Origin of the sequence: Neorhizobium descurainiae (assembly GCF_051400715.1) — a bacterium.
Taxonomy (GTDB): domain Bacteria; phylum Pseudomonadota; class Alphaproteobacteria; order Rhizobiales; family Rhizobiaceae; genus Neorhizobium.
On sequence record NZ_JBLFFK010000007.1, the window covers coordinates 176,945 to 196,533 of the forward strand.

21 protein-coding genes and 1 pseudogene are annotated in these 19,589 nt (G+C 62.6%); 16 read left to right on the top strand and 6 right to left on the bottom strand.

Going from position 1 to position 19,589, the window contains the following annotated elements; all coding sequences use genetic code 11:
- Positions 1-9 precede the first annotated feature (9 nt).
- The 13 genes and pseudogenes from ACMGE0_RS14790 (at position 10) to ACMGE0_RS14850 (ending at position 10,332) form a co-directional block, all read left to right on the top strand.
- Positions 10-834, top strand: coding sequence for a carbohydrate ABC transporter permease (locus tag ACMGE0_RS14790; protein ID WP_436816627.1), 825 nt, complete (start codon positions 10-12; stop codon positions 832-834).
- Positions 834-1,892: an ABC transporter ATP-binding protein gene (locus ACMGE0_RS14795; protein WP_436816628.1), complete on the top strand. Its 1,059-nt coding sequence runs from the start codon at positions 834-836 to the stop codon at positions 1,890-1,892. The genes ACMGE0_RS14790 and ACMGE0_RS14795 overlap by 1 nt, the downstream gene beginning before the upstream one ends.
- Positions 1,892-2,632, top strand: a pseudogene (locus ACMGE0_RS14800) (glycerophosphodiester phosphodiesterase); the annotation flags it as partial. The gene ACMGE0_RS14795 and the pseudogene ACMGE0_RS14800, both read left to right, overlap by 1 nt.
- Entirely contained in the window at positions 2,633-3,631 is a 999-nt protein-coding gene (locus ACMGE0_RS14805; RefSeq protein WP_436816732.1) for a LacI family DNA-binding transcriptional regulator, read from the top strand.
- On the top strand, positions 3,631-4,473 hold the full coding sequence (locus tag ACMGE0_RS14810) for an inositol monophosphatase family protein (protein ID WP_436816629.1): 843 nt from the start codon (positions 3,631-3,633) through the stop codon (positions 4,471-4,473). The genes ACMGE0_RS14805 and ACMGE0_RS14810 overlap by 1 nt, the downstream gene beginning before the upstream one ends.
- 96 nt (positions 4,474-4,569) lie before the next feature.
- Complete coding sequence (locus tag ACMGE0_RS14815; protein WP_436816630.1) at positions 4,570-5,604, top strand: LacI family DNA-binding transcriptional regulator; 1,035 nt, start codon at positions 4,570-4,572, stop codon at positions 5,602-5,604.
- A gap of 112 nt (positions 5,605-5,716) precedes the next feature.
- The gene (locus tag ACMGE0_RS14820) at positions 5,717-6,385 is read left to right on the top strand and encodes an amino acid ABC transporter permease (protein WP_436816631.1); all 669 of its coding nucleotides are present in this window, start codon (positions 5,717-5,719) and stop codon (positions 6,383-6,385) included.
- 16 nt (positions 6,386-6,401) lie between these two features.
- The gene (locus ACMGE0_RS14825; protein WP_436816733.1) at positions 6,402-7,058 is read left to right on the top strand and encodes an amino acid ABC transporter permease; all 657 of its coding nucleotides are present in this window, start codon (positions 6,402-6,404) and stop codon (positions 7,056-7,058) included.
- 51 nt (positions 7,059-7,109) lie between these two features.
- On the top strand, positions 7,110-7,910 hold the full coding sequence (locus ACMGE0_RS14830; protein WP_436816632.1) for a transporter substrate-binding domain-containing protein: 801 nt from the start codon (positions 7,110-7,112) through the stop codon (positions 7,908-7,910).
- Positions 7,911-7,931: 21 nt separating this feature from the next.
- Positions 7,932-8,723: an amino acid ABC transporter ATP-binding protein gene (locus ACMGE0_RS14835; RefSeq protein WP_436816633.1), complete on the top strand. Its 792-nt coding sequence runs from the start codon at positions 7,932-7,934 to the stop codon at positions 8,721-8,723.
- Between the two features lie 61 nt (positions 8,724-8,784).
- Positions 8,785-9,690, top strand: a complete 906-nt coding sequence (locus ACMGE0_RS14840) for a 2-hydroxyacid dehydrogenase (protein WP_436816734.1) — start codon at positions 8,785-8,787, stop codon at positions 9,688-9,690.
- Positions 9,691-9,704: 14 nt separating this feature from the next.
- Complete coding sequence (locus tag ACMGE0_RS14845) at positions 9,705-10,028, top strand: hypothetical protein (RefSeq protein WP_436816634.1); 324 nt, start codon at positions 9,705-9,707, stop codon at positions 10,026-10,028.
- A gap of 91 nt (positions 10,029-10,119) precedes the next feature.
- Positions 10,120-10,332, top strand: a complete 213-nt coding sequence (locus tag ACMGE0_RS14850; RefSeq protein WP_436816635.1) for a hypothetical protein — start codon at positions 10,120-10,122, stop codon at positions 10,330-10,332.
- 307 nt (positions 10,333-10,639) lie between these two features.
- Here the strand turns inward: ACMGE0_RS14850 and ACMGE0_RS14855 are convergent, their stop codons facing one another.
- From ACMGE0_RS14855 to ACMGE0_RS14865, 3 genes are all read right to left on the bottom strand, one after another.
- Complete coding sequence (locus ACMGE0_RS14855) at positions 10,640-11,356, bottom strand: DUF6065 family protein (protein WP_436816636.1); 717 nt, start codon at positions 11,354-11,356, stop codon at positions 10,640-10,642.
- Positions 11,357-11,427: 71 nt separating this feature from the next.
- A complete protein-coding gene (locus tag ACMGE0_RS14860; RefSeq protein WP_436816637.1) occupies positions 11,428-12,177 on the bottom strand; it encodes an anti-sigma factor family protein in 750 nt (249 codons plus the stop codon).
- Entirely contained in the window at positions 12,174-12,716 is a 543-nt protein-coding gene (locus ACMGE0_RS14865; RefSeq protein ID WP_436816638.1) for an RNA polymerase sigma factor, read from the bottom strand. Before ACMGE0_RS14865 ends, ACMGE0_RS14860 begins: the two co-directional genes overlap by 4 nt.
- Positions 12,717-12,828: 112 nt before the next feature.
- Here ACMGE0_RS14865 and ACMGE0_RS14870 point away from each other — a divergent pair, with 112 nt between their 5' ends.
- Complete coding sequence (locus tag ACMGE0_RS14870) at positions 12,829-14,226, top strand: S8 family serine peptidase (protein ID WP_436816639.1); 1,398 nt, start codon at positions 12,829-12,831, stop codon at positions 14,224-14,226.
- Positions 14,227-14,257: 31 nt separating this feature from the next.
- Here ACMGE0_RS14870 and kynA read toward each other — a convergent pair whose 3' ends face one another.
- The gene (gene kynA, locus ACMGE0_RS14875) at positions 14,258-15,097 is read right to left on the bottom strand and encodes a tryptophan 2,3-dioxygenase (RefSeq protein WP_436816640.1); all 840 of its coding nucleotides are present in this window, start codon (positions 15,095-15,097) and stop codon (positions 14,258-14,260) included.
- Positions 15,098-15,376: 279 nt separating this feature from the next.
- Between kynA and ACMGE0_RS14880 the strand changes: the two genes are divergently transcribed.
- The gene (locus ACMGE0_RS14880; RefSeq protein WP_436816641.1) at positions 15,377-15,859 is read left to right on the top strand and encodes a DUF2380 domain-containing protein; all 483 of its coding nucleotides are present in this window, start codon (positions 15,377-15,379) and stop codon (positions 15,857-15,859) included.
- A 101-nt stretch (positions 15,860-15,960) separates the two neighbouring features.
- Here the strand turns inward: ACMGE0_RS14880 and ACMGE0_RS14885 are convergent, their stop codons facing one another.
- Positions 15,961-17,136, bottom strand: a complete 1,176-nt coding sequence (locus ACMGE0_RS14885) for an MFS transporter (protein WP_436816735.1) — start codon at positions 17,134-17,136, stop codon at positions 15,961-15,963.
- Positions 17,137-17,305: 169 nt separating this feature from the next.
- Here ACMGE0_RS14885 and ACMGE0_RS14890 point away from each other — a divergent pair, with 169 nt between their 5' ends.
- On the top strand, positions 17,306-18,817 hold the full coding sequence (locus tag ACMGE0_RS14890; protein ID WP_436816736.1) for a winged helix-turn-helix domain-containing tetratricopeptide repeat protein: 1,512 nt from the start codon (positions 17,306-17,308) through the stop codon (positions 18,815-18,817).
- 52 nt (positions 18,818-18,869) lie between these two features.
- Here the strand turns inward: ACMGE0_RS14890 and ACMGE0_RS14895 are convergent, their stop codons facing one another.
- On the bottom strand, positions 18,870-19,583 hold the full coding sequence (locus tag ACMGE0_RS14895; protein WP_436816642.1) for a GntR family transcriptional regulator: 714 nt from the start codon (positions 19,581-19,583) through the stop codon (positions 18,870-18,872).
- Positions 19,584-19,589: the final 6 nt, after the last annotated feature.

Below are 19,589 nucleotides of genomic sequence, written 5' to 3' on the forward strand. Positions count from 1 at the left end.
GAGGCGGACATGACACGCAATTTCGCCGCCTGGCCGATCATCCTGCTCCTTCTGGTGCTCAGCCTGCCGCTGGCCGTGATGTATCTCTTCCTGGTCGTCGATACATTCACCAATGCGCCTGCAGGCTCCATCCTGCCCAGTGAATTCACCCTGCAGCATTGGCGTTTCCTCATCGATCCCGCGATCACCGGCGATGTGTGGAAGCCGACGTTGACGACCGTTCTCTTCGCCATCAGCATGGTGGTGATTGTCGTGAGCGTTTCCGCCACGGCAGGCTATGCGCTCTCCCGGCTCGTCCTGCCGTTTCGGCGCTTCGTGCTGTCCGGCATCATGGTCATGCATGCCTTCCCATCGGTCACCCTGATCATCGGCGTCTTCCTGGTGCTTCAATTCGCCGGGCTCTACAATTCGCTGACCGGCGTCATTCTCGTGAAGTCCAGCCTGATGTTGCCGTTCGGAATCTGGATCATGAAGGGTTTTTATGACGCGGTGCCCTGGGAAATCGAGATGGCGGGCGTTCAGGACGGGGCCAGCCGTTTCACGGTCTGGCGCCGGCTGATCCTCCCGCAAGTCAAGCCTGGGCTGCTGTCGCTGGCGATCTTCGCCTTCATCGACGGATGGAGCGAATACATGCTGCCGCGGATCCTTGCGCCATCCAGCGATTTCCAAGTCCTGTCCATGTATCTCAATGCGGTCTCGGACCCGAATTCCAGCACCTACAACTTCAACATCTTCAAGTCGGTCGGCCTGTTCTACACGCTGCCGATCCTCGCGCTCTTCATCGTCTTCCAGAACCGGCTCATGAACATTTTCGGCGGGGGCACCAAAGGCTAATGCAGATATCGATCCGGAATTTCACCAAGACGTTCGATGGCACGCCGGTCATCGACAACATGAACCTCACGATCAACGACGGCGAGATGCTCGCCCTTCTTGGACCGTCGGGCTGCGGCAAGTCCACGACACTCTTCGCCATCTGCGGCATCCATCGCATGGATGAGGGGCAGATCCTGTTCGGTAAGCGCGACGTCAGCCGCCTGCCGAGCCAGAAACGGAACGTCGGGGTCGTCTTCCAGAATTATGCGCTCTATCCGCATCTGAGCGTCTTCGAAAACATCGCCTTCCCACTCACCGTTCGTGGTGACAAGAAGCCGGAGATCGACAGGGACGTGCGGGCCATTGCCAACTTGACCCACATTTCCGAACTGCTCGAGCGACGTCCCGGCCAGCTGTCCGGCGGCCAGCAGCAGCGCGTCGCGCTGGCGCGTGCGCTCGTCCGCAAGCCGGACGTGCTCCTGCTGGACGAGCCGCTCGCCAATCTCGATGCCAAGCTTCGGCTGGAAATGCGCTCCGAAATCCGCCGCATCCAGCTGGAAACGGGCATTACCGCCGTCCTCGTCACCCACGATCAGGTGGAAGCGATGTCCATGTGCGACCGCATCGCCATCATGAAGGCGGGCGAGATCGTCCAGATCGCCACACCGTCGGAGATGTACAACGACCCGCGGACGGCTTTCGTCGCCGGCTTCCTCGGCAATCCGCCGATCTCCTTCCTGAAGGGCAGGGCCGAACAGGGCACCTTCGTGCTCGGCGGCGGCAATTTCAGGCTGCCACTTGCCGCGCTCGCCGGCATTCCGGACGGCACGGCGCTGACGCTCGGCGTGCGGCCGGAGCATTTCGGAAGCGCCGGCGACGTGCCGGTGGAGGGGAAGGTGGCGTTTGCGGAAACGCAGGGGCGCGAGAACCTTTATGACGTGGTCCTGCCGGATGGCTCCGTGCTGCGCTCGATCCAGCCTGTTCGCAACGACATCAAGCTCGGCGACAGCGTTCGGTGGGGCCTCGACAGCAAGGCGGCTCTGGTCTTTGCCGAAGACGGCCGGAGACTTGGGTAATGCGCGACTTTTCCCCCTTCTTCACCCGCTTCGGCTGGCCGGAAAACAAGGGCAAGCTGCCTTTCTGCATCGGTCATCGCGGCGCGAGCGGCCATAGCCGGGAAAACACGCTTGCCGCCTTCCGCCGGGCCGCCGAACTCGGCGCCGAAATGTGGGAACTCGACACGCAGATGACTGCCGACGGCGTGGTCGTCGTCTCCCATGACGATCATCTGGAACGCGTCTTCCAGAAGGACCTGCATATCTCGCAGATGACGTTTGCGGCCCTGCGCAAAGCCGTGCCGGACGTGCCGAGCTTCGAGGAAGTCGCAGCACTCGGCCGCGAGACCGGCTGCGGGCTCTATGTGGAGTTGAAGCGGCCGGGCACGGGGCCGCTTTGCTGGCAGCATCTCAAGGACATGGACCAACGTTTCGCCTGCCTCGGCTCCTTCGACGTGGCGCAGGTGCGCGAACTGCACGATATGGGCTGCGACTGGCCGCTTTCCGTGCTGGTCCGCGTCGGAGCCGATCCGCACAAGCTCGGCGACGAGGCAGAGGCTGATATCCTGCATCTCTGCTGGGAGCGGGCGAGCGACACGCCACAGGAATTCGTCACCGACGAACTGATCGAAAAGACCTTCTCCGACGGCAGGGAACTCGTGCTCTGGCATGAGGAACGGCCGGAGGTGTTGAACGACATCATGGCTTTGCCGGTCCTCGGCATCTGCACCGACCTGCCGGACCTGATGCGTCCCAGGGAAATGACTGGCGCGGGGCGCGAGCCGCGGCGGGTCACCTCCTTCGACGTGGCCCGCGCAGCGGGCGTTTCGCGTGCCGCCGTGTCGCGCGCCTTCACGCCGGATGCCAGCGTCTCGGAGAAGACCCGGCAGAAGGTCTATCAGGCGGCCAAGGAACTCGGTTACCGGGTGAACTATCTCGCCCGCAGCCTGACGAACAAGCGCTCCGACTTCGTCGGGCTGGTCGCCGCCGGCCTCGACAATCCCTTCCGCACCCAGCAGCTCGAAAATCTCGCCCACGCGCTGATCGCCCGCAACTACCGGCCGATCCTTCTGCCGACCTCCAAGGAGGCGGACAGCGCCACCGTCATCGAGCAGTTGCTGCATTATGCGGTCTCGGGGGTCATCGTCACGTCGGACGCGCCGCCGTCGCATATTTTCGAGGAATGTGCCGCCGAAGGCGTGCCGATCGTGCTGATCAACAAAGGCGAGGATTTTCCCTTCGTCGACCGCGTCGTCTCGGACGACCGGATGTCGGGCTATACCGCCGCCGACCACTTGCTGGCGGCCGGCGCCATAAAACTCGCGGTCATCGCCGGCGCGGCCGTCTCCTATTCCTCGCGCCGCCGTGCGGAGGCTTTCCAGAGCCGCTGCACGATGCTCGGGATCGAAGCATCGCTGATCCCCGTGGTGTTGAACGACTACCGGCATGGCCACGGCGCGGCGGAAAGGCTGCTCGACCTCGGCATCGACGGTGTCTTCTGCGTCAACGACTACATGGCCTGCGGCGTACTCGACGGGCTTGCCAAAGCCGGCAGGCGGGACGGCTCCATCAAGGTGATCGGTCATGACGACATCCCTCAGGCAAGCTGGAGCGCCTATGAGCTCACCACGTTCCTGCAGCCCTGCGACGTGCAGGCCGAACAGGTGATCGACCTGCTCACCAGCCGCATGTCCGAACCGGATGCGGTCGCGCGGGTGGAGTTCACGCCCGTGACGCTGATCAAGAGAAAAAGTGCATAATGGCATCCACATCCGCATTTGATCCTTCTGCCCTGAACGCACGCGCCGAGGCCGCCATTTCAGTTGCGCGACGGGTCGGCATGGAGGCGGCTGCCTTCCGGGCGGAAGCCCTGCCGGACATGCTCGGGATCGAGAACAAGGGCCTGCAGGATTTCGTCACCGTCGCCGACAGGCGCACCGAGCAGGCGATCCGCACGGCGTTGCTTGGCGACTTCCCGGATGATGCCTTCCTCGGCGAGGAGGGCGGCGGGCGTTCCAATAAGGACGGGACCGGAGGCGGTACCTGGGTGGTCGATCCGATCGACGGCACGACGAATTTCATCCGCGGTTTCCGCCACTGGGGCGTATCGATCGCCTTCGTCGCAGGCGGCGAGATCCTCATCGGCGTGATCTACGACGCGGCTCAGGACAAGGTCTTTCACGCGGTCCGGGGGCAGGGGGCCTTCAAGGAAGGCGAACCGATCGCGGCCGCGAAGACCAGCGACCCCAATCATGCCATCGCCATTCTCGGCCATTCCCGCCGAACCGACTTCGAGGATTACCTTGCGGTCTCGCGAAGGCTCTACGCGCGTGGGATAGACTATCGCCGCATGGGGGCGGCGGCGATCGGGCTCATCCGCGTGGCGGAAGGCATTTCCGATCTTTACTATGAACGGCATCTTTCCGTTTGGGACATGCTGGCCGGGGTGCGGATTGCGGAAGAGGCGGGGGCGATCGTCGCCGTGCCGCCGCTTGCCGACCTCCTCCAGCGGGGCGGGCCTGTGGTCGCCTGCGCGCCTGGGCTGGCAGGCGAATTTTCATTTCTGATGGAGATGGAAGGTCTGCTCGCCGCGGCGGAATGATGAGGCCGATCGCGATTGGATTGACCAGGACAGCATGAAAGGCAGATTATAAGCGAGGGCTGTTCCGGTCCCCGATACCTCTGCTAAGTGACATCCATGCCATCCGATGATCGAAAGAAAAGCCGCGTAACGCTTCTCGATGTGGCGCGGCATGCCAATGTCTCGCGCGCGACCGCCTCGCTCGTCATCCGCAAGAGCCCTCTTGTCGGCGCCGAAACCCGCGCCCGTGTGGAGGCGACAATGCGCGAGCTCGGCTATGTCTATAACATGGGCGCGGCGCGCCTTCGGGCTGAGCGTAGCCATACGGTGGGCGTCATCGTGCCGAACCTGACGAACCCGTTTTTCGCGGAGCTGCTGTCCGGCATCGAAGCCGTCATCGACGCCGCCGGCATGGTGGTGATCCTGGCAAACAGCGGCGACCTGGTCGAACGGCAGGACATGGTGATGCGGCGCATGCGCGAGCACGGCGTCGACGGCGTCATCCTGTGCCCGGCGGCCGGAACCGAGCCGGAATTCCTGGATCATGTCGATGAATGGAAACTGCCGCTCGTGCAGGTGCTTCGCCATATCTCCGACACGGCCGATTACGCCGGCGTGGACTACGCCGCCGGCATGCATCAGGCGGTCGATTATCTCGCCTCGCTCGGCCATCGAAAAATCGTCTTTGCCGTCCACGGGCCGATCCATTCCGCCTATCTGGAGCGTATCGAAGGTTTTCGGGAGGCCATGGTCTCGCGTGGCTTCGATCCGGACCGGATCATCCGCGTCCCTTACCAGACCGCTCAGATTCCGGCGTCGGCGCAGCTGCTTTTCGACAGTCCGGAAAAACCGACGGCGGTGATCTGCTTCAACGACGTCATCGCGCTTGGCCTGTCGGCCGGGCTTCACGATCTCGGGCTGAAGGTCGGGGAGAATTTTTCGCTGGTCGGCTTCGACGACGTTGCCGAAGCCGACGTGATACGTCCGCGGCTCACGTCCGTATCGACCGCGCCGGTGGCGATCGGCGAAAACGCCGCCCGGCTGCTGCTCGACCGGCTCGCCGATCCACTGTGTCCGCCTCGCAGGGTTGTGAAGGAAACACAGCTCCATATTCGCCAATCCTGCGCCAAAATCACGATCTCCGCCCTATAATAAAGCGTTAATTCCCGGTTGACGCCCGGCCGAAAAGCTCTTAGATCGATCTAAATTGATAGGCGCCGCAGAGGAGCGCGAGCCTGTCCGACATCATTGGGGAGGTCCCAAGTTGTATAATTTCAACTTCGAGCCCGTGCTCGCGGGTTTCGATCAGCTTCTTCTCGGCGCCTGGCTGACGATCCAGCTTTCGGTCGCGGCGATGATCCTCGGCCTGATCCTGTCGATCCTCTGTGCCGCCGGCAAGACGTCCGGCGTCGCGCCGCTGCGCTGGGTGATCGATGCCTATATCGAGATCATCCGCAACACGCCGTTCCTGGTGCAGATCTTCTTCATCTTCTTCGGCCTGCCGTCGCTCGGTCTTCGCCTGACGCCAAACAGTGCGGCGCTTCTGGCGCTCGTGGTCAATTTCGGTGCCTATGGCACGGAAATCATCCGCGCCGGCATCGAATCGATCCATAAGGGGCAGGTGGAAGCGGGCACCGCGCTCGGGCTCTCGAAGCTCCAGGTCTTCCGCTACATCATCATGAAACCGGCGCTGAGAACCGTCTATCCGGCGCTGACGAGCCAGTTCATCTATCTGATGCTGACCTCGAGCGTCGTTTCGGCGATCTCGGCCGACGATCTTGCCGCAGCCGGAAACGACCTGCAGTCGGCGACCTTTGCGAGCTTCGAGGTCTATATCGTCATCACGCTGATGTATCTCGCCATGTCCGTGGGTTTCTCGACCATCTTCTCGGTGATCGAGAAGGCCGCCTTCAAATATCCGTTGAGCCGATAGGAGACTGACCATGCCTTTGATCAGACCTTTCGGCTGGAACGAACTCTGGATCATCGTCTTCGCGGCGCAGTGGACGATCGCACTGTCGGCGATCGCCTTTGCCGGCGGTGGGGTCGGCGGTCTTGTCATCGCGCTGGCGCGTGTCTCCGATTCCAGATGGCCGCGCCTTATCGCCACCGGCTTCATCCGCATATTCCAGGGCACGCCGCTGCTCATGCAGCTCTTCCTAGTCTTCTTCGGCATGAACATTTTCGGCTTCGCGATCAATCCCTGGGTCGCGGCGACGATCGCCTTCACATTGCATGCGAGCGCCTTCCTCGGCGAAATCTGGCGGGGCTGCATCGAAGCCGTGCCGCCGGGCCAGCGGGAAGCAGCAACCGCTCTCGGGCTGCGCTACTACAATCGCATGCGCTACGTGATCCTGCCGCAGGCGAGCAAGATCGCCGTCGCTCCGACGGTGGGTTTCCTGGTGCAGCTCATCAAGGGCACGTCGCTTGCGGCGATCATCGGCTTCACCGAACTCACCCGCCAGGGGCAGATCATCAACAATGCGACCTTCAGCCCGTTTCTCGTGTTCGGCACGGTTGCGGCGGTCTATTTCGTGCTGTGCTGGCCGCTTTCGGTGCTCGCGCGGCAGATGGAAGTGAGATTTTCCCGGGCGACGACACGCTGACGGGACCCGAGCCGGAGGGAGGTAACCCGGCGCAACAGAAAGGGTAGGAACATGAATATTTCGAGACGCATGATGGTGGCTGCGATCGGCGCGGGCCTGATGGCCGGTGCGATGGCCTCGACGGCTGCAGCACAGACCGTCGAAAGCATCAAGTCCGCGGGCACGGTAAAGGTCGGCATGCTGGTCGACTTCCCACCCTTCGGCATCATGAACACCAATAACGAGCCGGACGGTTATGACGCCGACGTCGCCAAGCTGCTCGCCCAGGAATGGGGCGTGAAGGTCCAGATCGTGCCGGTCACCGGCCCGAACCGCATTCCGTATCTGCAGAGCAATCAGGTCGACCTGCTCGTCGCCTCTCTCGGCATCACCGAAGAGCGCGCCAAGAGCGTCGATTTCTCCCAGCCCTATGCCGGTATCTCGATCGGCGTTTTCGGTGCGACCGGCACGGAGGTCTCCAAGCCCGAAGATCTTTCCGGCAAGACGGTCGGCGTGGCCCGCGCCTCGACGCAGGACACGGCCGTTACAAAGATCGCTCCGCAGGACGCGAGGATCCAGCGTTTCGATGACGACGCCAGCGCGGTACAGGCCCTGCTTTCGGGCCAGGTCGAGCTGATCGGTGTTTCGAACGTCGTCGCAGCGCAGATCGAAACGGCTGCTCCGGGCCGTTTTGACCAGAAGATCCAGCTCAGCCAGCAGGTACAGGGCATCGCGGTCCGCAAGGGTTCGGCTGAACTGCTGACGGCCGTCAACGCCTTCATCGACAAGATGAAAGCCAATGGCGAGCTCAACAAAATCCACGAGAAGTGGCTCGGCACGCCGCTGCCGGACTTCGTGACCGACGCAAAGTAAGACTGAAAGGGAGTTCCTCGCATGACTGAGGTTAAGGCAAACGCATCGACAACGGACGTGCGGGGAGCTTCCGACACTGTTTCCCCTTGGGCCGTCCGCATGGAAGGCGTCAACAAGTGGTATGGCGGCTTCCACGCGCTGAAGGACATCGAGCTTTCCGTCAACCGGGGGGAGCGGATCGTCATCTGTGGCCCCTCCGGTTCGGGTAAATCGACGCTGATCCGCTGCATCAACCAGCTCGAGACGATCCAGAACGGCAGGATCGTCGTCGACGGCCATGACCTGACGGCCGGCGGCAGGAATGTCGACATCGTGCGGCAGGAGACCGGCATGGTCTTCCAGCAGTTCAACCTTTTCCCGCATATGACGGTCCTGGAAAACTGCACGTTGGCGCCGATGAAGGTACGCGGCATCTCCAAGGCCGAAGCGGAAAAGACGGCCCGCAAATTCCTGGAGCGGGTGCGCATTCCCGAACAGGCGGAAAAATATCCGGCCCAGCTTTCCGGCGGCCAGCAGCAGCGTGTCGCGATCGCCCGCGCGCTCTGCATGAATCCCAAGATCATGCTTTTTGATGAGCCGACTTCGGCACTCGACCCGGAAATGGTCAAGGAAGTGCTGGACACCATGATCGATCTTGCCAAGGAAGGCATGACCATGCTCTGCGTGACGCATGAAATGGGCTTCGCCCGTCAGGTCGCCGACCGCGTCATCTTCATGGATCGCGGCGAAATCCTCGAAGTGGGTGCGCCGGACGAATTCTTTGGCAACCCCAAGAATGACCGGCTGAAAAACTTCCTCGGCCAGATTTCCTGAGCCGCAGCAATTCGAATACGGAGTTCCGGACGTGAAACCAGATATCCTCCTTGTTGAGCCGATGATGCCGTTCATCGAGGACCAGCTTGATGCCGCCTATACGGTTCATCGCCTTTATGACCCGGCTCAGAAGACGACGCTGGAAGCCGCATTGCCGAAGATCCGCGGCGTTGCGACCGGCGGCGGCACGGGACTTTCCAACGAATGGATCGAAAAGCTGCCGTCGCTCGGCGTGATCGCCATCAACGGCGTTGGCACCGACAAGGTGGACCTGAAGTTCGCCCGCAGCCGCAATATCGACGTCACGACCACGCCAGGCGTGCTGACCGACGACGTGGCCGACATGGGCATCGCTTTGATGCTCGGCGTGCTGCGCCACATCGCCAAGGGCGACGCCTTCGTGCGCGAGGGCAAATGGGGCAAGGAAGGTTTTCCGCTCGGCAACAGCCCCAAGGGCAAGCGCGTCGGCATTCTCGGTCTCGGTCAGATCGGCAAGGCTTTCGGCCGCCGCGCGGAGGCCTTCGGCATGGATGTCCGCTACTGGAACAGGTCACCGGTCGAGGAAATCTCCTGGAAATCCTGCGCCTCGCCGGTTTCGCTGGCCGAAGACAGCGACGTGCTTTGCGTCATTATCGCGGCGAATGCCGAGACCCAGAACATCGTCAACGCCGAGGTTTTGAAGGCCTTGGGATCCAAGGGCGTTCTGATCAACATCGCCCGCGGCAGCGTCGTTGACGAGGATGCGCTGCTCGCGGCCCTGAATGACGGCACCATCGCCGCCGCCGGCCTTGACGTCTACCTCAACGAACCGCGCATCCGCGAGGATTTCTTCAACGCACCCAACACGGTGCTGATGCCGCATCAGGGCAGCGCCACGGTCGAGACGCGCGTCGCCATGGGCGAACTGGTGCTTGCCAATATCGCCGCCCATTTCGCCGGCGAGAAGCCGCCGACCACCGTCAACTGAGTGGGAAAATCCCGATGATCATTCGTCAGGCCTTTTTCGAAGGCACGATCCATGCCGGCCGCGAGGAGGCGTTCAAGGCCTATGTCGCCGAGAAGCTGATGCCCATGTGGCTCGCCTTTCCCGGCATCAAGGAAGTGCGCGTGCTCTACAATACCGAGCGGGACGAGGGGGCTCCGGCCTACCCGATGGTGCTTTCGACCATGTACGAGAGCCGCGAGGCACTCGCTGCCGCGCTAGAATCTCCGGTGCGCTACGAAAGCCGGGAAGTCACCAAAGGCCTGCTCGAAATGTTCGACGGTCGCATCCATCACCACGTTTTCGACCTCGCCCTGAGTTGAGACGGCGTCCGCCGCCCTTCCTGAAGGGCGACGGACGTCTCCTCGTGCAGCAGCCGATCAATCGTCGTCGGAGGAGGAGTTCGAGCTGGAATTGCTCGATGAGTTGGACGAGCTGTTCGAACTGGAATTGTTCGAAGAGTTCGAACTGCTGTTCGAGCTACTATTAGAATTCGAGTTGCTGGACGAATTGGAATTGCTGTTCGAATTCGAATTGCTCGATGAATTCGAAGAGCTGTTGGAGTTGCGGTTGGAATTGGAGTTCGACCAATCGCTGCGCCCGTCATCCCGGTCGCGCCGGGCCTGAGCATAGGTGGCCTTGCCGTTGCGGATCGACCTATCCAGGAAGCGGGTGAGCGGATCGTCGGCAACGGCCGGTGCGGGAGGAACCGCACCCACCGCCAGGAACGCACTCAACATTGCGATGACTTTCTTCATGGTGTTTCTCCTTTGTAATTGCAGCCCTTTCCGGCTGCGAAGGAGAAACGGCTGGAAGAGAGGTCTATTCCCAAAAAAATTATTAATATTTCAAGCGGTTATATAATTATCCTGATGTACGGCTTTGCCGCCGGCACGCGGCGCGCCGACGGTGATAAAGGGCTCCTGACCTTACGTCAGCGCTGGGCGCGGGCGAATTTCCGGTACCAGCCATCGGAAGCGAGCGTCTTGCGGAAGATCGTCCGGCGGGTTACGCTTTCCTGTTCGTTTTCGGCGCGGATGTCGGCCGCGAGATCCGACGTCTCCCGGCGGAAGGGAATGACCTGCACGATCGGCGTGCCGCGTTCCAGCACATGCAGTCCGTCCTCGCCGGTGGCGAAGAAGGGGAAATGGATTTCCGATTGATAGGTATCGGTATCCACCACGCCTGCCACGACTTCGAACACGCCGTTCGGCCGGTTGAGGGGCGGCACGAAGAGGCAGCTCCAGCCGGGCGGCGTGCGGATGGTCCAGTAATTGTGGAACTTGCAGGGGGGCAGCGGCTCGCGCGGGTTGCCGGCAACCTGATGGCTGGCGTGATTGCTGACGAGCGTGCGGTCGAAATCCCAGCCGCAATTCACGGTCTTGCCTTCATCGGCGATCTCCATGCGCACGGTCGCGGCAAGGCCGATCACCCAGCCCGTCGCCATGGCGTCGAGAAAGGGCATGCAGCGCTTCACCGTCAGTCCGCTGTCGGTTGGCGAAACATGATCCTCGCTCACCGGCGGAAGCTTGCGGAACCAGTCGGGCAGGGCGGTCTTGGCCCGTACGGGCGCGGGAATGATCCCTTCGTCCTCCTTGCGGCAGAGGAAGGCGATCTTCGGTTGCGGCTTTTTCAGCAGAGAGAGGTTCATCGCGGTCTCCTCACGAATTCATGGCGAGAAGAACGGCACGGATGCTTTCTTATTCCCGACAATGCGAAATTTTACCGGAGCTCCGAAAGGACCTTCTCTTCTTCTTCCGGTGAAAGCGGTGTACCGGCGTGGATCGAGGCGAGATAGGCGTCGATCGTCTCCTGGGCGGATGCCGGTGTGTAGCCTTGCGCCCGGGGCGCGGAGAGAGCAAGCCGGGTCACCCAGGCACCGTCCTCGCGGCAGGCGATGGATATGGTGTTGCCGTCCGCCCGTCTCAGCTCGTATTCGCGGCAGAGATCGCCGTGCTCGTCGCGAAAGCTGGAGACGACATGCAGGCTCTCGCCGGCCGTGCCAAGGGCCACGTCGCGGCCGGAAACCTCCCGATCGAGTGCGGCTGCAAGCCCGGCATTGGCGTCTGGCGTCGTGGGACCGATTTCCCGGCCCAGCATGAATCCGCCGATGCCCGCGACGGCCACCAGCGAAGCCGCGATCGGCATGAGCCAGGTTCTCCGGGCCGGCGGCGCGGACGAGACCTGTTTCCGGCGGAAGGCGACGACATTGCCATCCGGGGCAGTTTCCGGGCTCTTTGCATTCTCCGCCATCCGTTGGACGGCAACCTTCAGCCCATCCGGGACAGGCTCATGGATCAGCGGCTTCAACGCCGCGGCGATGGCGGTACGGCTGTCGAGGAAGACGGCGAGGCGGGCAGCCAGCACCTCGTCCTTTTCGAGCGCAGCCTCCAGCCGTGCGGCGGTCGCATCGTCCAGCTCTCCATCCGCGAAGGTCACCAGAGTTTCGTCGTCGAATTCCTGTTCCATCATGCCACGTCGCCTTTCATGCCCGACGAACGCTTTTCCTCGCCACTTATTCCCGTCAGCTCGGCCAGATTTTTCCGCGCCCGCGCCAGCCGGCTCATCACGGTGCCAATGGGAATGGACAGGACCTCGGCGGTATCCCGATAGCTCAGTTCCTCGACACAGACGAGAACGAGCACTTCGCGCTGTTCGTCGGGCAGTTTCTGCAATGCCGCGGTCACCTCCAGAAGCGCCATGCGGGCATGGGAAGCAGCCTCGCCGGAAGGGACGGCGACATCGCGGGCCTCGTCGATATCCTCCTGCGGCCCTGCGGTCTTCCGGCGCCGCAGATGGTCGATCCAGAGATTGCGCAGGATGCGGAACATCCACGCATCGAAACGGGTGCCGGGCACGAAACTGTCGGCAGCAAGGATCGCCCGCTCGCAGGCGGATTGCACGAGATCGTCTGCAAGCTCGCGCGAATGGCAGAGCGAGATCGCAAACCGCCGCAGGTTAGGCAGGAAATCGACCAGCCGTTCCGGCACTGTGGGTGCGTCGTTCGTCATGGGAAATCTTTGGCACGGCGCGGAATATTCTGTCGAGTCAAACGTCTACTCCGGGTAGCATGGCGGGAGATAAAAGCCGTTCATGCGGTCTGTTTTCTATCGGAGATGGAGAATGCGGTACTTAGCTGCAAGACATGCCCGCCGTCTGGCTATGCTCCTTTGCCTGGTTCTCGTCGCGGGTCTTCTGCTACCGGCGCCACGGTATGCTGGTGTCCTGCCGGGCATTTCCATCGCTTATGCCGATGACGACGATGACGGCGGAGACGACGATGGAGGAGGGGATGACGATGACGGCGGAGGCCGCGGCGGTCGGGATGGCGGCAACTATGGCGACGACCGGCGCGGCGATATCCGCAGGCTGTTCCGGTGGCCATGGCGGGAATCGCGCCGCGCGCCGCCGCCCCGCCCGGCCAGGATCCCGGACCGGGCCCCGAACGAGATCGTTGCGGTCGGCCTCGACGAGGCGAGCATCACGAGCCTCACCCAGGCGGGCTTCACTGTCGACGACCGATTGCCGGTTGCCCTGACGGCCGGCGAGCTGGTGCGGTTGACCATCCCATCAGGCATGACGCTCGACGCGGCCCGTCAGGCGATAGCGGCCGAAGCGCCGGACGCCGCAGTGGATTTCAACCATTTCTATCAGCCGGAGCAGGAGAGCTCCTCCGCCTGCGGCAATGGCCGTTGCGCGCTGGTGCGTCACATGGTGGGCTGGCCGATCGAGGCCGGCCGCGACACCTGCGCTGCACCGCAGCGGATCGGCCTCATCGACACGGCCATCAACGCGGATCATGCGGCACTCGCTGCTGCCCGCATCGAGGTCATCCGCCTGAGCGATGAGGCGCTGCCGCGGTCCGGCGAGCAGCACGGCACGGCGGTGGCAGCCCTTCTGGTCGGTTCGACCGGCAGCCGGGCGCCGGGGCTTCTGCCGGCTTCGGAACTGGTGGCGGTCGATGCCTTCCGCCGTTTCGGCAATGCGGCCGACATCGCCAATGTCTACGACCTGGTGCGCGCCCTCGATCTTTTGACCCGGCGCGGCATCAAGGTGATCAATCTCAGCCTCACAGGCCCGCCGAACCTGCTGCTCGAACAGGCGGTGAAAGCGGCAATCGGGCAGGGAGCGACCCTCGTCGCCGCCGCCGGCAATGACGGGCCGAACGCCAAGCCGGTCTATCCGGCCGCCTATGAAGACGTGATCGCGGTGACCGCCGTCGACCGGGCGCGAAAACCCTATCGCCGGGCCGGACGCGGGGTGCATATCGATATCGCCGCGCCGGGCGTCGGCGTGTGGACTGCCGCATCCATTTCCGGCGGGCGGCAGAAGAGCGGCACGTCGTTTGCGGCCCCATTCGTCACGGCCGCCGCCGCCGTCATGCTCGCTGCCCGGCCGGAACTCACGTCGCGCGAGATCGAGGCGGAGCTGATGCGGAGCGCCGAAGACATGGGCGCACCCGGCAAGGACGCGATCTACGGCTGGGGATTGTTGAACGTGCGAGCGCTCTGCGGGAGTTAGCGACAAGTCGGCTAAGCGCAAGGAGGCAGGTCTACAGAACGGTGCGCACCCGCCAGAGCTCGGGAAACAGCTCCACTTCCAGCATCTTCTTCAGATATTGCGTGCCGGACGTGCCGCCGGTGCCGCGCTTGAAGCCGATGACGCGTTCGACCGTGGTGACATGGTTGAAGCGCCAGCGTCGAAAATAATCCTCGAAATCGACGAGCTTTTCGGCAAGCTCATAAAGCTCCCAATGCTTGCCGGGGATGCTGTAGACGGCCCGCCAGGCCTCCAGCACTTTCGGGTTTTCGTTACGCGTTGCGCGCCAATCGGTTCGTGTGGCATCGGCGCCGATATCGAAGCCGCGCCGGGAAAGCAGCAGCAGCGCCTCGTCATAGAGGCTCGGGCGGGCAAGGATGTCCTCCAGCATGACGAGGATTTCCGGCCGGTGCCCATGCGGCCCGAGCATGGCGAGATTGCGGTTGCCGGCGAGGAATTCGATCGCCCGATATTGATAGGACTGAAAGCCCGAGGACTTGCCGAGCAGGCCACGGAACTCGGTATATTCGCTGGGCGTCATGGTTCGCAGCACATCCCAGGCATTGTTGAGCTGCTCGAAGATGCGGGCGACGCGCGTCAGCATCTTGAAGGCCGGCTGGGGATCGTCATTGCGGATCGCAGCCATCGCCGAGGTGATCTCGTGGATCGCGAGCTTCATCCAGAGCTCGGAGGTCTGATGCTGGATGATGAACAGCAGTTCGTCATGTGCGCCGGAAATCGGTTTTTGGGCGCCGAGCACGTCTTCGAGATGCAGATAGTCCGAATAGGACATCTGCTCGCGAAAGGACATCTCCGCGCCTTCTTCGGCGGGATCGTAGGGTTTCGAACTCATATTCCTCGGGCTTCTTCTTGTTCGCTCTCGAAGAGCTTGCCCAAGGCCCCGGAAAATATCCACCATATTCACGCCTCGCCTCACCGAAATCTTTAGGGGCGATCGATGATGGAGGGCAGCCAGGCTGGGTTGCTTTCGTTTGCTTCACGCATGAAGAAACGGTGTATTGGCCCTTAGCGTCCCGGCTGCTATTGTTCTGGCCGGGAGGAGAAAATGCGGAGAATGCGATGCCCAGGCGCACTCGGATCGGACCGTTTTTCCGCATATAGCGGGCTTTTCATGATGCTCGCCGTCGCCGCCGCAGGCACATCCTCCGGTTTGGCCGGTGCCGCAGAGCCGATGACTTTGGCGATCACCGATTTCGACTTCAGAGATACCTCGGGAGAGGTCAAAGACCAAAGTGCCGAGCACGCAAAGCGGCTGAAAGCGTTGGGAACTACGCTTCAGGAGAGCCTTTCGGCCAGCAGACGGATGAACGTTGTCCCATTGACCTGCGGGGCCGGCAAATGCACGGCAGGAACTGCCGGACTGGAAACGCTGTCCGTCCAAGCAAGAAATGTCGGCGCCGGATACCTGCTGATCGGCGAGGTCCAGAAATTGAGCACGCTGGTCGGCGGAGTAAAATTCGCCGTGCTGGACCTGGCCAGCAACAAGCCGACCTGTGATCGTTTCCTAAGTTACCGCGGCGATACGGACGAGGCATGGCGGCGAGCCGCGGCATTCGCGGCAAAGGACATTGAGAAGCACTGCCTCCCCAAATAGCCGTGTGGAGGCTCGCCCGCATTGCATCTGCTTTGTCTTCCGTGTCCTCAAACGCGAGAGAGGAGCTGGTATGATATGGACGCCCGGGGACAGGTGCTCGATCAGCCCCGCCGCCTCTCCACCATCAGAAACCCCATCAAAAGAGAGCACAGCAGGCCAAGGCACAAAGGCAGCCCCTGATGTCCGATCAGTTGCATCGCCAGTCCTGCCGCGGGCGAGCCCACGATGCCGCCGATGCCCCATACGAACGCGAAGGCCGCGTTACCGGCGATCAAGGCTCGACCGGTGAAACGTTCGCCGAGTTGGATCAACGCCATGGTGTAGATCCCGAACGAGGCCCCGCCCCAGACGAAAACGAGCGGCCAGATGAGCCAGGTGTTGAAGATCGCCGGCAGAGCCAAGCAGCCGGCCAGCGACACTAGAGCGCAGGACAACATGGTTCGGGTCGAGCCGAACTGTTCGGCCACGCGCCCGAGCAAGATCTGCAGCGCGGCATTGCCCGCGATGAAACAGGTGATGAGCGAAGCGATGCGCCCCTCGGCGCTGCCGAGTGTCGCGCCATAGACCGCGAACAGGGAAAGCAGGATCTGCTCGAAGGCGGCGGCCGTGAAAACCGAAAACAAGAGGAGCGGCGCCAGCGCGAAGAAGCCGCGGAGCGATGTTGCCTCGCCTTCATGCGGCATTTTGGGCAGGCGTGGCACGACCGCAGCCACGATCAGGCCGCAGAGAAGGAAGGCCGCGATGCCGATCATGAAGGGCGGCCACCCCTCAGTGCCGGTGAGGCCAAGCGACAGCGGGCCGAGAGCGAAGCCGCCCGAAACGATCGACGAATAAAGGCCCATGATGCGGCCCCGGCGCGGCGCGGGCGTGATCGTGATCAGCCAGGTTTCGCTGATCACGTAAAGCGGATTGGCGAAGAAGCCGAGCAGGAAGCGCAGCGGCATCCAGGCCCAGACGTCCTGCATGAAGGCAATCGCGGTCAGGGTGAGTGCCGCAAGGAGCGAACACAGGATGGCAAGCCGCCCCCCGCCCACGCGCAGCGCCATTGCCGGAATGAAGGGCGCGGATACGATGAACCCCAGCGGCGTCATCGCCGCCGACAGGCCGATCAGGCCGGGCGTCGCCCCCTGCCGCTCCAGGATGAAGCTGAGCAGCGGATAGGTGAGCCCCTGTGCCAGGGCGAACACCATGACGGTCGCAATGATGCCCGCCATAGCGGCCCATGGGATTCGATCCTGTCGCAGTGATGTCGTGCCGTGTAAATGCCGGCCCGGCATTTCGGTCGGCTCCGTGGGAGGAGTATCGTTCATGGCAACCTCGATATGTCCGAGGATCTGGGAGCCCTCGACCTGAAAGAGGATGAATTCTGCAGGATACCAACGGCGTCGTCATTAAGCCCTTCCAAAAAGTTCTCAAAGACTTCCAAACGGATTATAGATGCGCCGCATGCAGGGATCGCGCTTTGCCTTTGGTCCGTTCGTGCTTGATCCGGGTGCGGGAACGCTGCTTCGGAACGACGATCCCGTTGCCGTTGGTCACCGCGGGCTGAAGCTGCTTGCGGCGCTCGTCGGCCGGCCCGGGGAAATCCTGGGCAAGGCCGAGCTGATGGACGCGGCGTGGCCGGGCATGGCCGTCGAGGAAGGCAATCTCACCGTCCAGATCTCGCAGCTGCGCAAGCTGCTTGGCCCGGCCGGTGATGGGGGCGGTGAATGGATCGTTACGGTCCCGCGTGTCGGCTACCGCTTCACGGGCGCCGTCGAACAACTCGGTGGCGCCAGGCGCAAACCCTTGCCGCTGCCCGACAAACCATCGATAGCCGTGCTGCCCTTCGTGAATCTCAGCAACGACCCGGAACAGGAATCCTTCGCGGACGGATTGACGGAAGATCTGATCACGGACCTCTCCAGGATCTCCGGCCTCTTCGTCATCGCGCGCAACTCGGCCTTTGCCTACAAGGAGAGGGCGGTGAATGTGCGCGCGATCGCTGAGGAGCTTGGTGTGCGCTACCTTTTGGAGGGGAGCGCAAGACGCGCCGCAGGGCGCGTGCGCATCAATGCCCAACTGGTCGATGCGATGAGCGGCGAGCACCTGTGGGCGGAACGCTTCGATCGCAGCCTCGAGGATATCTTTGCCGTTCAGGACGAGGTGACGGCCAAGATCGTCGAGGCGCTGCTCGGCCGGCTGCGCGCACCGCCGCCGCGTAATCGGCCCAAGAATATCGAGGCTTACGATCTCTGCGTGGGGGCGCGAAAGCTGATGGATGATTCACCGCAGGCGGCGCGGGAAGCGCATCTGATGCTCACGCGCGCGGTTGCGCTCGATCCGGAATATGCCGAGGCCTATCGCTGGCTTGCCCTGAACCACTGGATGGGATGGATACATTCCGGCGGACCAACGGAAACGACCCGGAACGTTGCCCTGGAACTGGCGCGCAAGGCGGTAACGATCGATCCGAACGATGCCGGTTGTCGCTGGGTCCTGGCTTACCTGCTTGCCTACGACCGCAGCTTCGCCGAGGCGGATGGGGAATTCGCAAAGGCGATTGAGCTCGATCCCAACGAGGCCGACGCCTGGGCGGCGTTGTCCGACATCGCGGTTCTGGCCGGACGGGTGGGGGAAGGCCTTGAGCATATCGCCAAGGCGTTCCGGCTGAACCCATTTCCGGCAAGCTGGTATTATCTGACGCTTGGGCAGGCGCAATATGCGGCCGGCCAATACGAAGCGGCTGTCGAGACACTGCGCAGGGACGAGACCTATCGGACAAGCTCACGCCGTTTTCTGGCGGCAAGCCTCGCGCAGCTCGGCCGGCTCGGCGAGGCGCATGCAGAGGCCGAGCTGTTCCTCGTCTCCAACCCGCATTTCACGATCCGCCACTGGGCCGCGACCGAGCCGTTCCGCGACGCTGCGACACTCGAGCACTTCGTCGATGGCTGCCGCAAGGCCGGTCTTCCGGAGTGACGCGCGGCGTACCTTCAAACGGCTAGGCTTTCCTCGCGGAACCGATACAGGATTACGGCTGCAATATTTCCAGCGCGCTTGCATAATTCGGCTCCATGGCTTCGATGTGCTGTCGGAGCAGCTTGTGCAGCAGATCGACGTCCTGGCGTTTTACCGCTTCAGCCATGTCCTGATGTTCTTGAAACGTCTTTTGCCGGTGCAGGCCGAGCTGTCCCGAAAGGTGCGAACGCAGCGCTGCAATGCGCCCCGCGGCGATATCGTAGGCTTCGACGAAGAAGGGGTTCGCGCAGTGGATGAAGAAGGCGTCGTGGAATTGCGTATCTGCTGTGGCATAGGCCAGCGCGTCGTCCTCCGCGCGGCTTTTCTCCATGGCGGCAAGTGCCTCCATCAGGGACGCGTGCAAAGCCTCCGGCGCCCGTTCGGTTGCCCAGCCGGCGACGAGAAGCTCGAGATGCAGGCGATATTCCACCAGATCATGCAGCGTCCGGCGATCCGGCTTGAAGACGAAACTGCCGCGGCGCGGCAGGATCGTGATCAGGCCCTGCAACTGCAGCAGGGTCAGCGCCTCCCGTACGGGCGTGCGGCTGACTTCCATGGCGGAAGCGATCTTTTCCTCCGATAGAGCTTCTCCAAGCGCAAGCTGCCGGCTGAGAATGGAGGATTTCAGTCGGTCGGCCACGATTGCTGCCAGCGATTGCGGCTGAATCGGGTTCTTCTTCATCGGATTGATATTCTTGTTGGCCTTCACGCCGTCAAAGTCGCCCATAAGCGC

Coding starts and splice junctions, on each gene's coding strand:
- ACMGE0_RS14790 (WP_436816627.1), top strand. CDS start 10: ATGACACGCAATTTCGCCGCCTGGCCGATCATCCTGCTCCTTCTGGTG.
- ACMGE0_RS14795 (WP_436816628.1), top strand. CDS start 834: ATGCAGATATCGATCCGGAATTTCACCAAGACGTTCGATGGCACGCCG.
- ACMGE0_RS14805 (WP_436816732.1), top strand. CDS start 2,633: ATGACTGGCGCGGGGCGCGAGCCGCGGCGGGTCACCTCCTTCGACGTG.
- ACMGE0_RS14810 (WP_436816629.1), top strand. CDS start 3,631: ATGGCATCCACATCCGCATTTGATCCTTCTGCCCTGAACGCACGCGCC.
- ACMGE0_RS14815 (WP_436816630.1), top strand. CDS start 4,570: ATGCCATCCGATGATCGAAAGAAAAGCCGCGTAACGCTTCTCGATGTG.
- ACMGE0_RS14830 (WP_436816632.1), top strand. CDS start 7,110: ATGAATATTTCGAGACGCATGATGGTGGCTGCGATCGGCGCGGGCCTG.
- ACMGE0_RS14835 (WP_436816633.1), top strand. CDS start 7,932: ATGACTGAGGTTAAGGCAAACGCATCGACAACGGACGTGCGGGGAGCT.
- ACMGE0_RS14840 (WP_436816734.1), top strand. CDS start 8,785: ATGATGCCGTTCATCGAGGACCAGCTTGATGCCGCCTATACGGTTCAT.
- ACMGE0_RS14845 (WP_436816634.1), top strand. CDS start 9,705: ATGATCATTCGTCAGGCCTTTTTCGAAGGCACGATCCATGCCGGCCGC.
- ACMGE0_RS14855 (WP_436816636.1), bottom strand. CDS start 11,356: ATGAACCTCTCTCTGCTGAAAAAGCCGCAACCGAAGATCGCCTTCCTC.
- ACMGE0_RS14860 (WP_436816637.1), bottom strand. CDS start 12,177: ATGATGGAACAGGAATTCGACGACGAAACTCTGGTGACCTTCGCGGAT.
- ACMGE0_RS14865 (WP_436816638.1), bottom strand. CDS start 12,716: ATGACGAACGACGCACCCACAGTGCCGGAACGGCTGGTCGATTTCCTG.
- ACMGE0_RS14870 (WP_436816639.1), top strand. CDS start 12,829: ATGCGGTACTTAGCTGCAAGACATGCCCGCCGTCTGGCTATGCTCCTT.
- kynA (WP_436816640.1), bottom strand. CDS start 15,097: ATGAGTTCGAAACCCTACGATCCCGCCGAAGAAGGCGCGGAGATGTCC.
- ACMGE0_RS14880 (WP_436816641.1), top strand. CDS start 15,377: ATGATGCTCGCCGTCGCCGCCGCAGGCACATCCTCCGGTTTGGCCGGT.
- ACMGE0_RS14885 (WP_436816735.1), bottom strand. CDS start 17,136: ATGCCGGGCCGGCATTTACACGGCACGACATCACTGCGACAGGATCGA.
- ACMGE0_RS14890 (WP_436816736.1), top strand. CDS start 17,306: ATGCAGGGATCGCGCTTTGCCTTTGGTCCGTTCGTGCTTGATCCGGGT.
- ACMGE0_RS14895 (WP_436816642.1), bottom strand. CDS start 19,583: ATGGGCGACTTTGACGGCGTGAAGGCCAACAAGAATATCAATCCGATG.